General features: G+C 57.8%; 18 protein-coding genes. 8 read left to right on the top strand and 10 right to left on the bottom strand.

What is annotated here, in order from left to right; genetic code table 11:
* Positions 1 to 60: 60 nt before the first annotated feature.
* The 6 genes from ACJ8PL_RS09785 to araD are packed head-to-tail and all read left to right on the top strand — an operon-like array spanning position 61 to position 6,546.
* On the top strand, positions 61 to 978 hold the full coding sequence (locus ACJ8PL_RS09785) for an ABC transporter substrate-binding protein (protein ID WP_016927010.1): 918 nt from the start codon (positions 61 to 63) through the stop codon (positions 976 to 978).
* 53 nt (positions 979 to 1,031) lie between these two features.
* The gene (locus tag ACJ8PL_RS09790; RefSeq protein WP_442531125.1) at positions 1,032 to 2,522 is read left to right on the top strand and encodes a sugar ABC transporter ATP-binding protein; all 1,491 of its coding nucleotides are present in this window, start codon (positions 1,032 to 1,034) and stop codon (positions 2,520 to 2,522) included.
* Entirely contained in the window at positions 2,519 to 3,508 is a 990-nt protein-coding gene (locus ACJ8PL_RS09795; RefSeq protein ID WP_079452223.1) for an ABC transporter permease, read from the top strand. The genes ACJ8PL_RS09790 and ACJ8PL_RS09795 overlap by 4 nt, the downstream gene beginning before the upstream one ends.
* 8 nt (positions 3,509 to 3,516) lie before the next feature.
* Positions 3,517 to 5,004, top strand: coding sequence for an FGGY-family carbohydrate kinase (locus ACJ8PL_RS09800; protein ID WP_442531126.1), 1,488 nt, complete (start codon positions 3,517 to 3,519; stop codon positions 5,002 to 5,004).
* Positions 4,991 to 5,860, top strand: coding sequence for an L-ribulose-5-phosphate 3-epimerase (locus ACJ8PL_RS09805; protein WP_442531127.1), 870 nt, complete (start codon positions 4,991 to 4,993; stop codon positions 5,858 to 5,860). Before ACJ8PL_RS09800 ends, ACJ8PL_RS09805 begins: the two co-directional genes overlap by 14 nt.
* A complete protein-coding gene (gene araD, locus ACJ8PL_RS09810) occupies positions 5,854 to 6,546 on the top strand; it encodes an L-ribulose-5-phosphate 4-epimerase (RefSeq protein ID WP_033632583.1) in 693 nt (230 codons plus the stop codon). The genes ACJ8PL_RS09805 and araD overlap by 7 nt, the downstream gene beginning before the upstream one ends.
* 6 nt (positions 6,547 to 6,552) lie before the next feature.
* Here araD and ACJ8PL_RS09815 read toward each other — a convergent pair whose 3' ends face one another.
* The 3 genes from ACJ8PL_RS09815 to ACJ8PL_RS09825 all read right to left on the bottom strand — a co-directional run bounded on the left by ACJ8PL_RS09815 (position 6,553) and on the right by ACJ8PL_RS09825 (position 8,292).
* Complete coding sequence (locus tag ACJ8PL_RS09815) at positions 6,553 to 7,557, bottom strand: LacI family DNA-binding transcriptional regulator (RefSeq protein WP_442531129.1); 1,005 nt, start codon at positions 7,555 to 7,557, stop codon at positions 6,553 to 6,555.
* 360 nt (positions 7,558 to 7,917) lie between these two features.
* Positions 7,918 to 8,106, bottom strand: a complete 189-nt coding sequence (locus tag ACJ8PL_RS09820) for a hypothetical protein (RefSeq protein ID WP_442531130.1) — start codon at positions 8,104 to 8,106, stop codon at positions 7,918 to 7,920.
* On the bottom strand, positions 8,107 to 8,292 hold the full coding sequence (locus ACJ8PL_RS09825) for a hypothetical protein (protein ID WP_442531131.1): 186 nt from the start codon (positions 8,290 to 8,292) through the stop codon (positions 8,107 to 8,109).
* A gap of 391 nt (positions 8,293 to 8,683) precedes the next feature.
* Here ACJ8PL_RS09825 and ACJ8PL_RS09830 point away from each other — a divergent pair, with 391 nt between their 5' ends.
* Positions 8,684 to 11,176, top strand: coding sequence for a P-loop NTPase (locus ACJ8PL_RS09830; RefSeq protein ID WP_442531132.1), 2,493 nt, complete (start codon positions 8,684 to 8,686; stop codon positions 11,174 to 11,176).
* Between the two features lie 880 nt (positions 11,177 to 12,056).
* On the opposite strand, the gene ACJ8PL_RS09835 is transcribed toward ACJ8PL_RS09830, so the two are convergent.
* Entirely contained in the window at positions 12,057 to 12,950 is an 894-nt protein-coding gene (locus ACJ8PL_RS09835; RefSeq protein WP_442531133.1) for a LysR family transcriptional regulator, read from the bottom strand.
* Between the two features lie 107 nt (positions 12,951 to 13,057).
* Between ACJ8PL_RS09835 and ACJ8PL_RS09840 the strand changes: the two genes are divergently transcribed.
* The gene (locus ACJ8PL_RS09840) at positions 13,058 to 14,365 is read left to right on the top strand and encodes a serine hydrolase domain-containing protein (protein WP_305178027.1); all 1,308 of its coding nucleotides are present in this window, start codon (positions 13,058 to 13,060) and stop codon (positions 14,363 to 14,365) included.
* 66 nt (positions 14,366 to 14,431) lie between these two features.
* Here ACJ8PL_RS09840 and ACJ8PL_RS09845 read toward each other — a convergent pair whose 3' ends face one another.
* The 6 genes from ACJ8PL_RS09845 to ACJ8PL_RS09870 all read right to left on the bottom strand — a co-directional run bounded on the left by ACJ8PL_RS09845 (position 14,432) and on the right by ACJ8PL_RS09870 (position 20,250).
* Positions 14,432 to 15,181: a glycosyltransferase family 2 protein gene (locus ACJ8PL_RS09845; protein WP_116403498.1), complete on the bottom strand. Its 750-nt coding sequence runs from the start codon at positions 15,179 to 15,181 to the stop codon at positions 14,432 to 14,434.
* A 103-nt stretch (positions 15,182 to 15,284) separates the two neighbouring features.
* Positions 15,285 to 16,364 carry an LPS export ABC transporter permease LptG gene (lptG, locus tag ACJ8PL_RS09850; RefSeq protein ID WP_079449942.1) on the bottom strand — a complete coding sequence of 360 codons (1,080 nt, stop codon included), beginning with the start codon at positions 16,362 to 16,364 and terminating at the stop codon, positions 15,285 to 15,287.
* The gene (gene lptF, locus ACJ8PL_RS09855) at positions 16,361 to 17,431 is read right to left on the bottom strand and encodes an LPS export ABC transporter permease LptF (RefSeq protein WP_116403500.1); all 1,071 of its coding nucleotides are present in this window, start codon (positions 17,429 to 17,431) and stop codon (positions 16,361 to 16,363) included. Before lptF ends, lptG begins: the two co-directional genes overlap by 4 nt.
* Before the next feature lie 28 nt (positions 17,432 to 17,459).
* A complete protein-coding gene (locus ACJ8PL_RS09860) occupies positions 17,460 to 18,026 on the bottom strand; it encodes a YtfJ family protein (protein ID WP_028127727.1) in 567 nt (188 codons plus the stop codon).
* Positions 18,027 to 18,046: 20 nt separating this feature from the next.
* A complete protein-coding gene (locus ACJ8PL_RS09865) occupies positions 18,047 to 18,916 on the bottom strand; it encodes a hypothetical protein (RefSeq protein WP_016927024.1) in 870 nt (289 codons plus the stop codon).
* Positions 18,913 to 20,250, bottom strand: coding sequence for a lipopolysaccharide biosynthesis protein (locus tag ACJ8PL_RS09870; protein ID WP_176062914.1), 1,338 nt, complete (start codon positions 20,248 to 20,250; stop codon positions 18,913 to 18,915). Before ACJ8PL_RS09870 ends, ACJ8PL_RS09865 begins: the two co-directional genes overlap by 4 nt.
* Between the last annotated feature and the right edge of the window lie 15 nt (positions 20,251 to 20,265).

Below are 20,265 nucleotides of genomic sequence, written 5' to 3' on the forward strand. Positions count from 1 at the left end.
TAAAGACATGCTGTTGCTCTGATAACCACAACAAGAAGCTTCCCTACAGGAGAATTGGCTATGTTTTCATTATTCAAAAAGACCCTGCCTTTTATCGTCGCCGGTGGAATGTTGGCGGCCAGCCAGGTGGCGCTGGCCAAGCAAATCACGATCGGTATGTCGTTCCAGGAAATGAACAACGACTACTTCGTCACCATGAAGCAGGCGCTGGATCAGGCTGCGGCGGATATCGGCGCCAAGGTGTACGTGGCCGATGCGCGCCATGACGTTGCCAAACAGATCGGCGACGTGGAAGACATGCTGCAGAAGAAGGTGGATATCCTGCTGATCAACCCGACCGATTCGGTGGGGGTGCAGTCGGCGGTGATCTCCGCCCATAAGGCCGGCGCGGTGGTGGTGGCGATCGACGCGCAGGCGGAAGGGCCGCTGGACTCGTTCGTCGGATCGGAAAACTACGACGCCGGCTTCCAGGCGGGCGAATACCTGGCGAAAGCGCTGGGCGGCAAAGGCAAGGTGGCGATCCTCGACGGCATCCCGGTGGTGCCGATCCTGGAGCGCGTGCGCGGCTTTGAAGCGGCGATGAAGAAATACCCCGACATCAAGATCGTCACCAAGCAAAACGGCAAGCAGGAGCGTGACACCGCGCTGACCGTGACCGAAAACATGCTGCAGTCGGCGCCGGATCTGGCGGGCATCTTCAGCGTCAACGACGTCGGCGCGCTCGGCGCCCTGGCGGCGATCGAAAGCAACGGCGCCAAGGTCAAGCTGGTGAGCGTCGACGGCCAGCCGGAAGCCATCAAAGAGATCCTCAAGCCGAATTCGCCGTTTATCGCCACCTCGGCGCAGTTCCCGCGCGACCAGCTGCGCATTGCGCTCGGCATTGCGCTGGCCCGCTACTGGGGCGCCACGGTGCCGAAAACCGTGCCGGTCAAAGTGAAGCTGATCGACCGCAGCAATGCGGCCGGCTTTAGCTGGTAACAGCGGCCGGTTCGCCCCGCTGCGGCGGGGCGTTCGGCGCGGAGGGCAATGCGGTGACACCTTTACTGGAACTGAAGCGAATCAAGAAAAGCTTTCCCGGCGTGAAGGCGCTGGACGGCATCGATCTGGCCATTCAACGCGGCGAGGTGCACGCCCTGCTGGGCGAAAACGGCGCCGGCAAATCGACGCTGGTGAAAATCATGTGCGGCATCTATCAGCCGGACGAGGGTGATATTTTTATCGACGGCGAGCAGTGCCGCTTTAACAACTATCGCCAGGCGATCGAGGCTGGGGTCGGCATTATTTTTCAGGAATTCTCGTTGATTCCCTACATGAGCGCCATCGACAACATCTTCCTCAACCGGGAGATCAGGAACCGCTGGGGCCTGCTGGATCGCCGGGCGATGCGGCGCAAGGCCGAGGCGATCTTCAAGCGGCTGACGGTGGCTATCGATCTCGATTGCCCGGTGGAGCAGCTGAGCGTGGCGCAGCAGCAGTTCGTTGAAATTGCCAAGGCGCTGTCGCTGGAGGCGCGGGTGCTGGTGCTGGATGAACCGACCGCCACGCTGACGCCGGGCGAGGCCGAGCACCTGTTCAGCGTGATGAACGATCTGCGGCTGCTGGGCGTCGGCATGGTGTTTATCTCGCACCACCTGGACGAGATCTTCACCATCTGCGATCGCATCACCGTACTGCGCGACGGCGCCTACATCGAAACGCTGGCCACCGGCGACACCAACGTGGAAGAGCTGGTGCGGCTGATGGTCGGGCGCAAAATCGAGAACGCTTTCCCGGTGAAGCAGCACCCGGTCGATACCGCGACGGTGCTGCTGGAGGCGGAGATCCAGCGCGAGAAGCACGGCGCGACCGACCGTTTCCACCTGCACAAGGGCGAGATCCTCGGCTTCGCCGGGCTGGTGGGCTCCGGGCGCACCGAGACCGTCTCGGCGCTGATCGGCGCCAGCCGCTGCCACCGCAAACGCGTCAGCCTCGGCGGCCAACCGGCGGCGCTGTGCTCCCCGGCGCAGGCGCTGGCGCAGGGCATCGGCCTGCTGCCGGAGAGCCGCAAAACCGAGGGCCTGGTGCTGCCGTTCTCGGTGGCGCAGAACATCACCCTCAACCGGCACCACCGGCGCGGCAAGATCTTCGTCAGCGCCCGCAAGGATCGCGATGTGGTGCAGCGGCTGATCCGCGCCGTGGGCGTGAAAACCCCGGACGCCGAGACTGCCGTCAGCACCCTGAGCGGCGGCAACCAGCAGAAGGTGGTGATCGCCCGCTGGCTCAACAATGACTGCAACATCCTGATCTTCGACGAGCCGACGCGCGGCATCGACGTGGGCGCCAAGGCCGAGATCTACCAGCTGATGCAGCAACTGACCCAGCAGGGCATCTCCATCATCATGATTTCTTCCGAACTGCCGGAGATCATCGGCGTGTGCGACCGCGTGCTGGTGTTTCGCGGCGGCCACATCGTCGCCGAGCTGACCGGCGACGACATCGAATCCAACCACATCATGCTTCACGCGACCGGGAGTGCCTTATGATCGGAATTGAACAACCCGCCGTGGCGCGCCGCGCCGCCGGCCCCAGCCTCGGCAAGCGCTGGGAAAAACTGCTGCATCACCCGGCGGTCTTGCCGTTTATCGGCTTTGTGATCCTGTTCGTGCTGATGAGCCTGTTGAACGACAGCTTCCTCAGCGTTAACAACCTGACCAACGTGGCGCGCCAGGTGTCGATCAACGCCATTATCGCGGTGGGCATGACCTGCGCCATCCTGACCGGCGGCATCGATCTCTCGGTGGGGCCGGTGATGGCGCTGGCCGGCTCGGTCGCCGCCGGGCTGATGCTGGCGGCGGTGCCCATCCCGCTGGCTATGGTGGCGGCGCTGGCGCTCGGCGCGCTGTTCGGCCTGGCCAACGGCGCCTGCATCGCCTACCTGCGCATGCCGCCGATCATTGTCACCCTGGCGTCGATGGGCATCGCCCGCGGCCTGGCGCTGCTCTATACCGGCGGCTACCCGATCTCCGGCCTGCCTGACGTCTTCTCCTTCTTCGGCCGCGGCACGCTGCTGGGCATTCAGGTGCCGATCCTGATCATGCTCGGCGTGTACGTGCTGGCCTGGCTGATGCTCAATCAGCTGCCGTTCGGCCGCTACGTCTACGCGATGGGCGGCAACGAAGAGGCGGCGCGCCTGAGCGGCATCCGTGTGCCGCGTTACAAGATGCTGGTGTACGTGATCAGCGGCCTGACCGCCGCGCTGGCCGGGCTGGTGCTGACCTCGCGCCTGATGAGCGGGCAGCCCAACGCCGGCGAAGGCTTCGAGCTGGACGCCATCGCCGCCGTAGTGCTGGGCGGGGCGGCGATCTCCGGCGGGCGCGGCGCCATCGTCGGCACGCTGGTGGGGGCGATGATGCTCGGGGTGCTCAACAACGGCCTCAATCTGATGAACGTATCGCCGTATATCCAGAACGTGGTGAAGGGCGGCATCATCCTGGCCGCCATCTACCTCAGCTCCGTGCGGCGCAAATAGGAGGCGCGATGTCAGTCTTTCTTGGCATAGACGTCGGCGGCACGGTGATCAAGGCCGGGCTGTACCGGGCCGATGGCGAAGAACTGGCGATCGCCGAGCGCGACGGCGCGGCGATCGCCGCTCAGCCAGGCTTCAGCGAACGCAATATGGACGCGCTGTGGGATGACGTTTGCGCGGCGATCCGCCAGACGCTGCACGCGGCTGGGCTGGAGGCCGGGCAGGTGCGCGGCGTCAGCTTCTCGGCGCACGGCAAAGGGCTGTACGCCATCGACCGCCACGGCAAACCGGTCGGCAACGGCATCCTCTCTTCGGACAACCGCGCGGCGGCCACGGCGGCTGAGCTGCGCCGCGCCGGCGTGGACGCGCAGACCTACCCGCGCAGCCTGCAGCCGCTGTGGCCCAGCCACCCGGCGCTGCTGCTGCGCTGGCTGAAGCAGCGGCAGCCGGCGCAGTACGCCGCCGTCGATCGCATCCTGATGGCGCACGACTACCTGCGCTTTCGCCTCACCGGCGAGGCGGCGGCCGAGGTGACCAACATCTCCGGCAGCAACCTGTTTAACCAGTACAGCGGCGCTTACGATCCGGCGCTGATGGCGGCCTTCGGCATCGAAGAGGCGCAGGAGAAGACCGCGCCGGTGATCGGCTCGGCGCAGCTGGCCGGGCGGGTGACGGCCGCTGCGGCGGCGCAGTGCGGCCTGCGAACGGGCACCGCGGTATACGGCGGCCTGTTCGACGTGGTGGGCGCGGCGCTCAGCTCCGGCGTGGCCGACGATCGCACGCTCAGCGCGGTGGCGGGCACCTGGTCGATCGCCACCTGCGTAACCGAGCGCATCATTCCCGCCGATTATCCCTACGCCTGGGGGCGCTACTGCATCGACGGCCGCTATTTCGTGCACGAAGGCAGCCCGACCTCGGCCGGCAATTTGGCCTGGTTTCTGCGCCAGTTCTGCGCCGACGACCGGCAGCGCTACGCCCAGTTCAACGCCTGGGTGGCCGAGCGCCGCGAGCAGCCGAGCGGGCTGCTGTTCCTGCCTTATCTGTACGGCTCCAACCTCGGCGGCAACACGCCGGGCGGGCTGATCGGCCTGAGCGCTCACCACGAGATGGCGGACGTGGTGCAGGCGATCTACCAGGGCATCGTGTTTTCGCACCTGATCCATCAGGAGCGCATGGTGCAGCTGAACCCGCGCATCGAACGGGTGCGTATGACCGGCGGGCCGACGCAGTCCGAGGTGTGGATGCAGATGTACGCCGACGCCGGCAACCTGCCGCTCGAGGTGGTGGAAACCCGCCAGAGCGGCTGCCGCGCCGCCGCCCTGTGCGCCGCCGTCGGCGCCGGGGAGTACGCCGGGTTCGCCGAAGCGATCGCCGCCGCGCCGCCCAAGCTGCGCTGTTATTATCCCGCGACCGCCGCCCATCGGCGCCTGCGCGCCCAGCAGGCGCACTATCTGGCGGTCGCCCAGGCTTTGAGTGAGGTGACTGATGCAAACGACTAACGCCGCCTGTCTGGGGCTGTATGAAAAGGCGCTGCCTGCCGATCTGAGCTGGCCGCAGCGGCTGGCCACCGCCGCCGAGCTGGGCTTTGAATTTGTGGAGATGTCGATCGACGAGCAGCCGGCGCGCCAGCAGCGGCTGGACTGGGATCGCCGCCAGCGGCTGGCGTTTATCCAGGCGCGGCTCGACAGCGGGGTGACGGTGCCGAGCCTGTGCCTGTCGGCGCACCGGCGCGATCCGTTCGGCAGCGCCGACGCCGCCACCCGTGAGCGGGCGCGGGTGCTGATGAGCAAGGCGCTGGAACTGGCGACGGATCTTGGCATCCGCAACATCCAGCTGGCGGGCTACGACGTCTATTATGAACCCGCCGATCGCCACAGCCGCGAGCGCTTTATCGAGGGCATGCAGTGGGCGGCGGCGCAGGCCGCCAGAGCGCAGGTGATGCTGTCGGTGGAGGTGATGGACACGCCGTTCATCAACAGCATCAGCAAATGGCGCGACATCGCCCGCCACGTCAACAGCCCGTGGTTCACAGTGTATCCCGATCTCGGCAACCTCAGCGCCTGGGGCAACGACGTCGCCGCCGAGCTGGCGCTGGGCATCGGCAGCATCACCGCCATACACCTCAAAGACACCGTCGCGGTGGGGCCGGGCAGCGCCGGGCAGTTCCGCGACGTGCCGTTCGGCGAAGGCTGCGTGGATTTCGCCCACGCCTTTTCCGTGCTCAACGCGCTCGGCTATCGCGGCCCCTATCTGCTGGAGATGTGGGCGCGCGAAGACGGGCAGGATAAGCAACGCATCGCCCAGGCCAAGGCCTGGATCGAACAACAGATGATCGAGGGAGGCATCGCATGCTGAACGAGCTCAAGCGGCAGGTGCTGGCCGCCAACCTCAGCCTGCCGGCATACGGGCTGGTGACCTTTACCTGGGGCAACGTCTCGGCGATCGACCGCCAGAGCGGGCTGGTGGTGATCAAGCCTTCAGGCATCGCCTACGAGGCGATGACGCTGGAGGATCTGGTGGTGGTGGATCTGGAGGGCAAGGTGCGCGAAGGGCACCGCAAGCCTTCATCCGACACCGCCACCCATCTGGCGCTGTACCGCGCCTTCGCCGATATCGGCGGCGTGGTGCACACCCACAGCCGCAACGCCACCATCTGGGCGCAGGCCGGGCAGCCGATCCCGGCGCTGGGCACCACCCACGCCGACTACTTTTACGGTGACATTCCCTGTACCCGGCCGATGAGCGAGGCGGAGATCGCCGGGGATTACGAGGGGGAAACCGGCAAGGTGATTATCGAGACCTTCAATCAGGCGGGGCGCGATCCGCAGCAGGTGCCGGGGGTATTGGTTTACTCCCACGGCCCATTCGCCTGGGGCAAGGACGCGGCGGATGCGGTGCACAACGCGGTGGTGCTGGAGGAGGTGGCGATCATGGCGATGGCGACGCGCCAGCTGGCGCCGGCCATCGCCCCGATGCAGCCGGAGCTGCTGGACAAACATTTCCTGCGCAAGCACGGCAAACACGCCTACTACGGGCAATAGCGCCCGTCAGCGATTCAACAGTGAGCCGGTGAAGAACTCTCTGCGCACCGGCAGTTCGCCGCGCGGGCTGTTAATGGCGCTGAACAACAGCTCCGCGGCGATCTCCCCCAGTTTCTGCGTATCGTGATACACCCCCGGAATGTGCAGGCCGTAAGCGCCGGCGCGCGGCGGCTCGTCTATCGAGAAGAACTTCACCTGCTGATAAAGTCCCATCTCGTGGCAGATGGCGATGGCGCCCAGCGTGATGATGCCGTTCAGGCCGATGATGTAATCCGGGCGGTTCTCCGGCTGCGCCAGATAGGCGCGCACTTCGCTTTCCTGTGAAGTGAAATCGTAGTCGCCGTTGATGATATGAATCTCACGGCCGCTGCCCTGCAGCGCCGCGACGATGCCGGCGGTGCGCGTTAGCGTAATTTCCGAATCCGCCGGGCCGCCTATAATCAAAAGCTTCTGCTCCGGCTGCTCCGCCAGATAACGCCCGGCCAAAACGCCGATCTCGCGGTTATCGAGGAACACGCCGCTCAGCTGCTGATCGTAAAGATCGCGGTCGATCAGGATCAGCGGCACGCCGTACACCTCGGCCAGCTCGAGATAGGCGGGGCGGTAGCGCTTGTCGTCGCGCACCGCCGACAGCAGGATGCCGCGCGCCTTATAGCCGAACAGCGCCTGAATGGCGCGCATTTCCGCCTCTTCGCTGCCGTCGGTGTCGAACAGCATGATCTGGTAGCCCTGCTGGCGCGCAATGCGCGACACGGTCTTGATCAGGCCGGAATAGAACGGGTTGTACATGCTGCTGGTGACGATGCCGATAATCTGGCTGCTGCTGCTTTTCAGTCCCTGCGCGAACGCATTGGGCACATAGTTCAGCTCTTTGGCGATGGCGTGAATGCGCTCGCGGGTTTCCGGCTTGACCAGCTCGGGCTTATTGAAGGCGCGGGAAACGGTGATATTGGTCACCTTGGCGCGGCGGGCGATATCCACGATAGTGGCATTGGGATTGGCTTTCGACACCGTCTTTCCTTGCGTTATGCCTCAACAGATCCCTTATTGTAGGGAAAGGGCGGGGGCGGTGCTAGGGGGGAGTTGGGGGAGGGAAAATAATGGAATAAAAATAGATGTAATAATGTCGTTGGTTTATTAATTGTGAATTTAATCATTTTATGTGGCTGTGTTTTTTTGAAGAGAGGTTGGTAAGGTGTGTTTCATTGTTGAAGTTAGGTATCAATGGCTGCTTTGTGCCAGGAGCGGACTTCGCTAAAGGTGAAACCTATTAATAACTAGGGAGAAGGTCAGCCGATCTTCGGTTTCAGCTTATGGACAAATTCGTACTGTGAGTTCAATCGATCGTGATACCAATATTAAATGGTTCGGTTATACGGGATATTTACACAGCATCACAGCATCGCGGAGGCCGACACTGGAGTCATCGACCTCACAGGCACCGAACAGCGCGCGGTTCTCTTCCGGCGGCAGGGTCCGACCCTGCGAGAGACGATTGCCGCGCAGGTTACGGACCACCCGGATGGGCTGGAGGCTGTCCACATCCATTAGCTTCAGCATTCACGCTTCCTTCGCCACGCCTTTCGACGTCGAAAGATAGGTGTCGACGGTGGCGGTGGCTCGGCCGGTGTCGCGCAGCAGCTCGGTCAAGGCCATAACGTTATGGCGACTGAGGCTACCCCAGTTGCAGGACTCCAGGAAATCGGCGCTGAGCATGCCGGCAACGATATTCAGGAACGAAGCCATGGTCTGCCGACTGCTGGGAGAATTAAGGGATCGCAGGTAGACTCGGGCGGGACTGACAGATTTGTCACTCCTAGCAAACGCTGGGAGGAAATTCTCATCGAGAGGAATGACCACTGGCGACATGATTAGATCCGAAGCATTATCGGGCATCAGTGCCATCCAGCGCTCCGTACAGAACGGAAACCGTCCGGCGAGCTGCGTGAAAAATCGAGGTAAATGACACCGTCAGAGCCTACCGCAGAAGTCTACTTATTCAAACGTACGTTTGAATAAGTAGATAAAAATCAGAAAAGCATTCAATATAATTGTCTTAATCTTTTAAATAACTTAATATCGAGTAAAACAGATAAGATTTTAATCAGAATGCTTTGAAAACAAAAGGTATATGTCAATGAATAATCATATCCGAACAGCCATTTTGAATGGACGATTTGTGTTACTGCTTGGCGCTGGTGCCTCTTTTGGCTGTTCAAATCGACTCAAATCAAATCCTCCAATCGGTAATGCGTTATCAAAAATAATTGCGGAAGAAGCAGGGTTTGAATTGGAGGATGGTGACGACTTATCTGATGTATATGCTTCCGGCTTAAATCATTTAGGCGAAATAGGAATGCAAAAGTTACTTGAAAAATACTATAAGCATTGTCAGCCCTCTCAAGAATATCTGGATATGATGAAATATCCATTCCCAAGAGTTTATACATTCAATATTGATGATGCCATCGAAAAAGCAGCTGGTGTAACTACAAACAAAGTGTTCAATGTAAGAAGAAGAAATAGTAGAATTGAGGATTTCGATCCTTTCTTTAGTCAAATGGATCTTGTTAAACTAAATGGCGATATTAATTACCCTGAGGAAGGTTTTATTTTTTCTCCAGCACAATATGGGGAAGGCTCTGCTGAAGAACCTGTATGGTATATGGAATTAGCTAGAGATTATCATCGATTTACATTTGTATTTATTGGTACAAAAATCAAAGAGCCTATTTTTAGGCATCAAATTGAAAAGTACAAAAAAAGAACAGGTGATCAAAGTCTTAAAAGCTATCTTATAGTACCAGAGCTAAGCTCCGTACAGCAGAATAGTTTATCTGGGAGCAATATTGAATATATAAATGGAACTTTATCAGATTTCATGAATTGGATGAAAGATACATTTCCTTCTGGATTAACTCCCAAAGATATATTAATGAATACTCGGCCTGAAATGGCTTATTTAAGCAGCGGAGAAGAACCAACTTTTTCAAAATCAATAGCAAAAGCGTTAGATAAGGTGGTGCAAGTTAACAGATCTGAGTTATTGAAGCATACTGAAAGTATGCAACCCATGGTAAAGGAGTTCTACAAAGGATTTAAACCTACCTGGTCAGATATAATTAATAACATTCCCGCACTTCTTGATAATACTAAAAAAATCATTGAAGCTTGTGTCGGAAACAAATTAAACAAAAAATTGTTCTTAATACTAGGGCCAGCAGGTTCAGGTAAGACAACGGCTTTGAAGCAGTTAGCTTTAGAAATAGCAGACAGAACGGCGAAAAATTGTTACTATGTTGAAGGGATACCCGAAGATTTAACTAATCTTCTAAAGGTATTAAATAAAAGAAATACGTCCTCTTTTTACGTCTTTTTCGAGAAACTTGCTGACATTGCATCCGATTTATCACAATTGATCGCAAATGGTTTTGATGAACATGCCATATTTGTTGGTTCAGAGAATGTCAGAATATGGGAGTATCGGGTTAGAGAACATCTTGAGCAGTTCTCTCCATATATCCAAAGTTATGATTCTATAAGTGAAAAAGATGTTGATCCAATATTAAACAAGATAGAGCTATATGGTAATTGGGCCAGATTGAAAAAAATGTCTTATAGAAATAGACGCCTTGAAATTTTGAAAAAATCTAAACGTCAGTTGTTAATTGGGCTTATTGAGGCTACTTCTGGAGAGGGTTTTGATCAAATAATTAAGCGTGAGTTCGCAGACATTAATGATAAGAGTGAACGAGCTCTTTTACTACTTTCAGGGTTGGCGACACTGCACAGAAGTGAGGCATCTGAGTCCACCTTAACTCGCGCTTTATCTTACTTGGGAGCGACTTCAAATGTAAGTGAACTTTGTTCAAGACTATCTGGATTAGTGAATTATAATAACGGGTATGTAAGTACTCGACATAGAATATATGTTGAGCGGTTAACATCTCTTTTTGTTGATGAAGCTGAAATGAGTGAGCTTATTACGGCTTACATATATTCGTTTTCCGTATATCAATTTCCTATAGTTGTTAATATTTCTAAGAAAGATGCTGCAGTTTATAAAGGACTTGTTAATTATAAGTTTTTAAAGAAAGTACTTCGAGATTCAAAAGAATCCATACTTAATATTTATTCCTTTTTTGAAAAACAACTAGAACTAGAAGGCTTGTTTTTATTGCAATATGGTTTGGCTCTCCGTGCATATGGAGATAATGAATTAGCGCTTCAAAAATTGATTAATGCCCGAGAGGCTTTTCCTGAATCACCTCATATCGAGCATGCGTATGCTCAACAATTACTTATCATTGCTGAAAATACTAGCGATACAAATTTATCGCTAGAATACTTAGGTAAGGCAAAAGACATTCTAAATAGGCTTGATAAAACTAACAAACACGAAAGTGATCGCTATCCGATTATTACACTCTCGATTAGCCATGTCCGTATTTTAGATAAGCTAGGTAGGGAGAGTGAGGCGAAAATAATTGCCAAGCAATATTTTGATGAACTCACATATAAATTTGGAAAAAATGATGCCAAGCTGAATGAGATGGTTATTGCTACCAAAAAATTCCTTACTGTATATTTCACTAAAGGAATTATTGTTGACATACATAGTTATGATTAATCAAATCAGTCTTATGTGCCATTAATGATTTGGTAAATAAATAGGGGAGCCAGAACCTCCCCTACGATATGTCGCGCACTTTCAGCGTGGTCCGGCATCAGTTTCCAGTTACTAGACTGGCTACGACATCGGTTTAGAAGAGAAAGTGCTCCATGTTCACGATAGCGCTCCAGTAATCGTTCCAATATCAGTCAGAGATCTAAATATGTGTGGTAAGAAGGGAATCGAAAATTTCCTGAAGGAACCTGAGTCGATTAAAGCTTTGCATAATTGTTGTTACTGTAATTCTTACTATAAGCCACAAATAGACATTAACATTGAGCCTCTAAAATCTAAGAATACATAATGAACGACATTATGTTAGAAAAGGGTTCTAAGCCATTCCGGTAGAATATGATTGGGTTTACCTGAATGGCTAGGATTCTTTTTTAAGAAATATATTTGGGATGCATAGTAATGATAACGCAGCCGTACAGGTGTAAGTCTCCCGCTTAACAGCACCATTTACTTTAGAGATCTTCCGGCATACCGACTGCAGCTAGCTGACATCAATTGATCAGAACTAGTCGTTCAACCAGCTTCGAAACATAGCTTGTCTTATACGGACAGACTATAACTTGGAATGACCCTGCCCTATAGTTCAACTACAAAATATCATTTCTGACATCGAATTGACGTCCGCTTTTCGCTCAAAGCTGCCCCTCCAATACCGCCGATCAAAGCAACAAACCAGCGCCAGCAGCGCTGGCGTGATGGTGATGAGGGGTTCTCATTAGATGAAAACAGCGAGCCCCGCTTAAGAACGTTCTGTTAAACAACGCAGATGATGAACCCTACGCTCGACTACCGGTAGCAACACCGCTAATCTAGCAGCGACTTTTCACCCCCCAACCCCCCGCCACAACCCCGGCAACAGTGCCAACGTCTCATCAATCAGCGCCCGTCGATCATTGCCCGGCTTCCAGATGGTCACCATGGTTTGGCTGATCCCCTGGCTGCCCACTTCGGTGCGCAGCGTGTTGACGTTTTTCCACCGTTCGGCATGCATGTGCGTCGGCAAGAATCCCCAGCCGCAGCCTTGTTCGAGCAGGGCGCGCAGCATTTCCAGCTCATTGGTAAATATGGTATGCCCTGAAATTTGCAGGCGGCGCGCCACCGGTTCGTCAGAATCCGGGTGCATGATCACCTGCGGCGCGAGCGAGAGCTCCAGCAGCGAGAGCGGCTGTTCCGCGCCGGGGAAAAGCGTTATGGCGGCGTAAAAATCCATCTCTATCGCTCCTAAGGCGCGCCACTCCATGGCGTCGCCCACGCTGCGGTTGCGCGCCTGGCAGATGCCCAAATCGGCCTGGCCGTTTGCCAGCAACCTTTCCGCTTCGTCGCGCGAGGCGTTAATCAGGCTCAGGCGCGTGTTGCGTTGGGCCATAGCGGCAATCAGTGCCTGCAGCAATGCGCGGGGCGTAAAGGGATCGTAGACCAGCGAGATTTCCTGCGCCGCGCTCTTGGGCACGTCTTTAGCAAATGCCTCAAACGCTTTCACCTGGCGCATCAGCAGGTGCGCCTGGCGCTGCAGCTGTTCGCCTTCCGGCGTCAGGTGCAGGCTGCGCCCCTCGCGCAGGAACAGCGCATAGCCCAAGCCATCCTCGAGAAAATCAATCAAATCGCGCAGCGTCGTGCGGTCTTTGCCCAGCTTGAGCGCGGCTTTCGCCAGGCTGCCGTGCTCGGCCACGGCGGTGAAGGCTTCCAGTTGGGCAAAGGAATAAATCAGGCTCGGCACGCGGTTCTCCCGTCGATTTTGCGGGGGATTTTCCCCCATTAGGCGTTTTTTATTATAGGCCGCGTTTTTTTAAGCTGAACGCCTTCCTGAGCTAAGCGAGAAAAAATATGAAAAGCAAAGTGTTTAACCGCAGCCTGCTGGAGGGCGTTGTCATCAGTCTCTGCAGCAGTCTGTTGGCGCCCGCTGCGCTGGCCGCCTGTGCGGGCACCGAACTCAGCGCCTGTCCGGCGCCTTTCGATGCGCAATTGCCGGACACGCACAAGATGCTCACCTGGAGCCAGAGCGACCGGGTGATCGGTTTTCGTAACGACTACCGCAACTATGCCGGGGATGTGTTTCACCACGGCAATGCCATACCGCTGGTGGCTGCCGCTAAACAGCTAACGGACGCCAGTTATCGGGTGAATGGCAAAACCTACCACCTGCAGGATTACCTGCAGCGCCAGAACGTCAGCGGCATGCTGGTATTGAAAGACGGCAAAATCGCCTGGAAATATCTGGGGCAGGGCAATACCGACGCCACCCTGTGGACGTCACGCTCGGTGGGCAAATCGGTGGTCGCCACGCTGGTGGGCGTGGCGATTAAACAGGGCAAGATCCGCTCGCTCGACGATCTCATCACGCAATACGAACCCGATTTGAAAGGCACCGCGTGGGACGGCGTGACCCTCAGGCAGCTGATCACCCACACCTCCGGCGTGGCGTGGAATGAGGATTACACCAACCCGAAATCGGACTTCGCGCAGCTGACCGAGTGTGAAGCCAGGCCCGGTGCCTATGCCTGCGTGCGCAAGCTGGTGGCCGGTTTGCAGCGTGCGCACCCGGCCGGGCAGAACTGGTCTTACTCCTCCGGCGGCGCGTGGCTGCTGGGCGACGTGCTGGAACGCGCCACCGGCATGCCGCTGGCGGTTTATCTGGAAAAAAGCATCTGGCAGCCCTACGGCATGGCGAGCGACGGCGTGTGGCATGCCTACGCCAAAGGCCAGCACGACGTGGGTGCGCACGGCTTTAACGCCACGCTGGAAGACTGGGGGCGTTTCGGTGAGTTCATTCTGCATAACGGGACGCTGCCGAACGGCAAACAGATCTTGCCGGCTGATTGGGTAGCCCAGTCGGCCAACTGGACGCGGGCGGCGGGCTCGGTGTCGGCGGCGCATCCCAACGGCATTTACGGCTACCAGTGGTGGAACAACGAAGTGCCAATGAATGCGACTAACGTAGAACCCGCTCCGCAGGCGTCCCTCAAGCATTCCCTGTGGGCGCTGGGGATCTTCGGCCAGATGATCATGGTCAATCAGGCGGAGAATCTGGTGATCGTCCAGTGGTCTACCTGGCCGCAGGCGGAGCCTTCTTTCAGCGCGCAACCGCTGGAAGCATCGCTGATGTTTAGCGCGATAGCGAAGGAGTTGCGTTAACGTCGGCTGGGCAAGCAGGGGGGGATGGCGGTTGCCATTCAACCCCTGTTTCTGTCCTTAACGCTATCAATCTTTGCCATACCAGGATTTAAAATACTTCAGGAAACTGTAGGCGATGGCATAGAAGCCAGTGACGGCGCCGACTTTGCCTTCTTTCCATGCGCCGCTCAGTACGTACCATTTAAAAAATGCGCCGATCGCGCTAACGACGCCACGAAATATTGAGGGCCTAATGTCTCTGTATTTTACTACCCTTGTCGTATAGCTATTGAGCTTATTGAGTATTTCATGGAGAGAATAAAAAGTATCGTGCTTAACATTGCCGGGAATGACCGACGTCTGAATATAGCCTTCAGCGGCATCATCTACCGGAGCATCATTGAACCTGACCTGTGTTCTATTGAACAGTCGAACGGGGTAGTCCGGTGAGGAGATGGGATAAATCGTTCTGACTGGCTGTCCGAGTACAAACCAATTCCTTTTTATTCTATAGGCTTGCTGTGGTGGCGGGTTTGCCTGCGATTTGAATGTTAAAATGGACGCTATGGTTTCCGCATCAAGGATTTCGTCGCTGTCCAGGCACAGTACCCAATCATGGTGAGATTGAGAAATCGCAAAGTTCATTTGCCGTCCATGCGTTTCGAAACGATGGTAAATAGGGTTTATTCCAAAGCTTTGGCAAATAGACAGCGTTTTATCCGTACTGCCGGAGTCCACCACAATCCACTCGTCCGCAATGCCCATGAGTGGAGAAAGCACCTCGTGCAATAAACGAGAGGAGTTAAAGGTCAGTATACAAACAGCTATCTTTGCCATTAACTAACATCCTTAAAAATCGCTGATCAGGTGAGCGCGTGATGTTTTCTCTGGAATGGAGATTGCGATTCTCTTCTTATCCCTTATCAACCTCGGAAAATGCCTAACCCCGCCGATCAAACCGATAAACCAGCGCCAGCGCCAACGCCAGGAGCAACAGCGGCGGAGCGAGGGCGGTGAAGGGCGCGTTGAGGGCGAACAGCAACCCCAGATTGAGGACGATCTGGTAAGCGATGTAGGTCAGCAGCCCAATGATGACGCCGAGCGCTAATCGGCTGCCCATGCCGGGCGCACGTGGGGCGGTGAAGGTAAACGGGATGGCCAGCAAAATCATCGCCAGCACCAGCAGAGGCTGGCCGAGTTTTTTCCACAGCGCCAGGCGGTATTCGGTGCTGGGTTGCCCAGAGCCCTGCAGATAATCGATATAGCGATCCAACTGTTGGAGCGAGAAACTGCCCGCCGGCAGGGTCAGCTCTTTCAGGCTCGGCACCGCGAACAGCGAGCGCCAGAGCAGGCTGTCTTGCCGCGCAATCGTCTCCTTTCTGCCTTGCCAGCTTTTCTGCATCACGTTGTGCAGCAGCCAGTTGCCGTCGGCGGCGGTGCTGGCGCTGTCGGCGTAAATGTAAGATTCCAGCGCGCGGTTGGCCTGATAACGGAAGATCTCTATGCCGTGGGGCTGGTCGTTCTCATCGACGGTTTTGACCGTCACAAACTCGTTGCCGCGCCGCGCCCACAGCGGGTTCACGGTGACGTCGTTACTGTTCGACTGCGCCAGCGCGTTGTTTTTCATCTGCAGCGCGCGTTGTTGCAGCGGCGAGGCGGCCCATTCATCGAGGGCGCCGAGCGAGAGGTTCATCAGCAGCCCGGCGGCGAGCATCACCAGCGCGATGCGGAATATCGACATCCCGGCGGAACGGATCGCCGTCAGCTCCAGGCTTTTAGACAGCTGCCCCAGCCCGACGATGCCGCCGAGCAGCGCAATAAACGGCCCCAGATCGACCAGGCTGCGCGGCAGCGTCATCACGGTCACCAGCAGCGCCTGCTGCCAGCGGTAGCCGCCCGGAGTGACGTCCTCCAGCTCGTTGATCAGCGTAAAGGTGGTGAACAGCGGGATGAGCAGCCCGGCCGCGGCGGCGAAGCCGATGAACACGTTGCGGATCAGGTAACGGCTAAAAATAGTCATCGGGAGGGTTTCCGCAGCAGGGATAAGTCGCGCGCCAGCAGCAGGGCGATGCCGACAGCCATCGCCAGCGGCACCAGCCAAACGCCGGGGATCGTCGGCAGAGAGCCGTTGGCCACCAGCGTGCGGCAAATGTTGCCGCCATAGAAAATCACGGTAAACAGCACCGTCAGGGGCAGCAGCGCGGCGTAGCGCCCCTGCCGCGGCTTGATGCGGCTAAAGGGGATCGCCAGCAGCACCATCAGCACGGTGGTCAGCCCACGGCTCTCGCGCCATTGCAGTTCGGCGGCGTCGCCCGGATCGGCGGAGCGCGCCAGTTCCGCCGGCGAGGCCGACTTGTGCCGGCTCTCGGCGCTGGGCACGAACGGTTTGAGCGCGATGTCAAAGTTGTCGTAATTCTGGCCGTTGTCGTCGGCGCCCTCACGATCCAGCACATAGGCGGTGCCGGTTTTCAGCCGCACGGCGGGGCTGGCGGGAGAGGCGTCGAGCACTTCCACCGACTGCGCGCGGTACAGGTTGGTGTGATGGCCGCCGCGCACATAAATCAGGGCGTCCGTCAGGTGGTTGGCCGTTTTGTCGACGTGATTGGCGAGGATCATGCGGCCGTTGCCGCTGACGTTGAATTTGTCGGCCTGCAGGTGGCTCACGTCCAGCACCGATTGCGACTGTTGCTGCAGCTGATAAATATTGGCGTACGCCCAGGGCCTGCCATACAGCGACAGCAGCGTGACCGCGATCGCCAGCGGCACGGCGAGCAGCAGCACCGCCTTGTACAGCCGCAGCGGGCTGGCGCCGGCGGCCAGCATGGCGGTGATCTCCGCATCGCTGTACATCTGGCTCAGCGCGACCGCCACCGAGACATACAGCGCGACGGGCAATATCATCTCCAGCGCGATCAGCGATTTATAGAAAACCACGTCGGCCACCACCCGCAGCGCCAGCGTGCCGTTGGCGGCGTCGGTCAGGTAGCGCTGGGCGGAGTAGCTGGCGAACATAAAGATCAGAAACCCGGCGATCATCATCACCAGGCGGCGGATCTCAACCGTGATATAGCGTTCAATCAAAGACATGCGTTATCGGTTCCCGGCAGCGTGCGCTTCATGGCGTCTCCTGCGCGATCAGCGCGCGCAGCAGGGCGATCACCTGGTCAACTTCCTGCGGGGTGAGTGCGCCGTCCTTCGCCCACTGCACGCGCCCGGCCTTGTCCAGCACTACGATGGTGGAGCTTTCCTCCGGCAGCCGCCAGGCCATGCGCCCCAGCCCGTCGCTGTCGACGATGAATTGCGCCCAGGGATAATGCCGCTTGTTTTTCTCGATCTTGCCGCGCACGAAGAAGCCGGAGCCCGGTATCGCATCGTCGGTGTTGACGATGGTGGTCGGCTGGAAGCGATCGCCCGGCAGGTTCGCGTCCTTAACGGCGTTGATCAGCAACGAGTTCTTCTTTTTGGCGGAGGTGCGCCCGGCGATGTACTGGATCACCCGCACCTTGCCCGCCAGTTTTGCGCTGTTCCACGGCCGGTAGCTGAAATCGCCGTTGCGCAGCAGCAGCTCGCCGCGATCAGCGATGGCGATCGGCGCCACCGGCCGGCCATGCACGAAGTTATGCGCGGATGCCGCCAGCGGCGTCAGCAGCAGGGCGAGGGCCAGCAAGCGAGGTAACGTCATCATGGCTACGGGCAATGCGCTTATCTGCCCGCCGCGATGGCCGGCTGGGAAAACGACAGGGGAAAGCGCGCCAGCAGCAGCTCCAGGCGCTGGCGGATGTCGATATCCAGGATCGCCGGCCGATCATAGATATCGCCGCCGGCCAGCTTGTCCGCCACCATCACGTCATGCCGGTCACCCATCAGGCCGTTAATCGCCGCCAGGAAGCGCGAGATCTGCCGGGCCTCGCGGTTGTCGGGATCGATCGATCTCAGCGTGTCGTAGAATGAGACCTGGCGGCTGACGATTTTGCGCACGTCATGGAACTGATGCCCGGTCAGCGCCGGGCCGGCGATCAGCGTTTGCAGCTGGCGCATTTGCTCCTGACGGTAGGTGATAAAGCCCTGTGCGCTTTCCAGCCGGGTGTGGCGCAGCGCATAGCGCACGTAAGACCACACCGGCTTGCTGAGCAGCAGCCGCAGCAGGTTGCCGTACAGCGTCAGGTTCTTCTGGTTGCCGTTGCGAAACGCGTCCTGAAAATGGCCGAGCACCACGGTGGTGGTGTGGAACAGGCGGTTGGCGCGGTGGGGGGCGCCGTACAGCTGCTGGGCGAAGCGCAGGTGCTTATAGCGGGCGCGGATATATTTGTAGCGCATGCGGGTCGCCGCCGCCAACTGCGGGTCTTGCAGGAAACCGTTCACCAATTGCAGCAGCTCGCGGCGGGAAAAGCCGTCTTCCCAAAACTGCAGGCACAGCGCGTAGTTGTCCCGAATGCTTTCGGGGGAGCATTCCAGATCGATCTGCTGCGGCAGGCTGATATTCGCCTCAACCAGGTCGTCCTCTTCCACCGCGACAAACAGCGCCTGGGTGGTTTCGGCGGAGAACTTTTTCCAATTATTGCTAGCGGTCATTGATTACTCTCTTTGGGCACATTCAGCCCCAACATAAAGCGATTGCGGTAGGCGCCGATCGTCGGTATCAGGGATAACAGAACGTCTAAACATTGCCCAAGTAAATAAGCGAAGGCGGCGCCCTGCACGCCGAAGGCGTACGCCATCGACACCAGCAGCGCAATGTAGGCCGCCGAGGCCGTCGCCTGCGCGATCAGGAAAGCGCGCTGCTTGCCCGCCATAAACAGTAAGGATTCCTGCGGGAAGCCCATCATGGAGACGATGATCGCGCCCAGCATGATTTGAATCAGGTCATAGGCTTCCAGGTATTGCTGCCCGAAGACCGCGGAAATAAGCGGCTTGCCCACCAGCAACATCAACACCGCGACGGCCAGGCCGATGCCGCCGGCCAGCAGCGAGGAGCGCAGGCCGAGCAGCCACGGGGTCTTGGTGCGCGGATCCAGGCGCATGATCTCGGGATAGAAGCTTTTCTCCAGCAGCTTGGCCGGGGTGCCCGTCGCATCGAAGAAGGTCATGGCGATCTTGAACAGCCCGGCGGCGGCCGGCCCGAGCACCACGCCCACCAGCACGGTGGTGCAGGAGTTGCGAGCGGCCCAGATGGTATGGGCGATGTTGGTGGTCCAGACGAAGTTCCAGGCGCCCTCGATGCGGCGCGCGACGTTGAACAGGCGCGGCCTCAGCGCGCCGTGGATATCGCGGCGGCGCAGTTCGCGCGCAGTGAACCACCAAAACAGCGTGCCGCCGATCAGGTTCGAGGCGTACCAGGTGACGATAAAGCCGGGGAACCCCAGATCAAAATAATAGGAGATGACGCTGCCCACCGCCTGCAGGAACGGCTTGATCGCCTGCTGGATGGCGATGAGATCGAAGCGGTTGAAGGCGCGCAGCACGCCGGTCGGCGTGGACGAGGTCATCGATGGGATCAGGGTGCAGTACAGCATGGCGAGCCAGAAGCTTTCGCTGTCCAGCCCCAGGGCGTGAGACAAGAACGGCAGCATGATCATGCCGCCCAGCACGGCGATGACGCCGCTGGTGATATCCAGGCCGAAGGAGAAGGCGACGACGTCGCGGAAGCGCCCGGTATTTTGATGCTCCAGCGCCGGAGTGCCGAATTGCACCACAAACTGCCAGGTCTGGAATTTGATGAAATCGCTGACCGCTTTGGTATAGGCCTGGATCACCACCAGCACGCCGAACATTTCAGGCGACATGCCTTTACCGGCGCAGGAGAGCGCCAGCAGGCCGAGCAGCGCGCTGGCGACGCTGCCGGAGCCCAGGTAGGCGGCATTACGTAAAATGGAACGAAACGCGCCGTCGGAAAACCACCGTTTCATAGCCCAAACCAGCCG

The organism is Serratia sp. CY83965 (assembly GCF_052166375.1).
Lineage (GTDB): Bacteria > Pseudomonadota > Gammaproteobacteria > Enterobacterales > Enterobacteriaceae > Serratia > Serratia marcescens.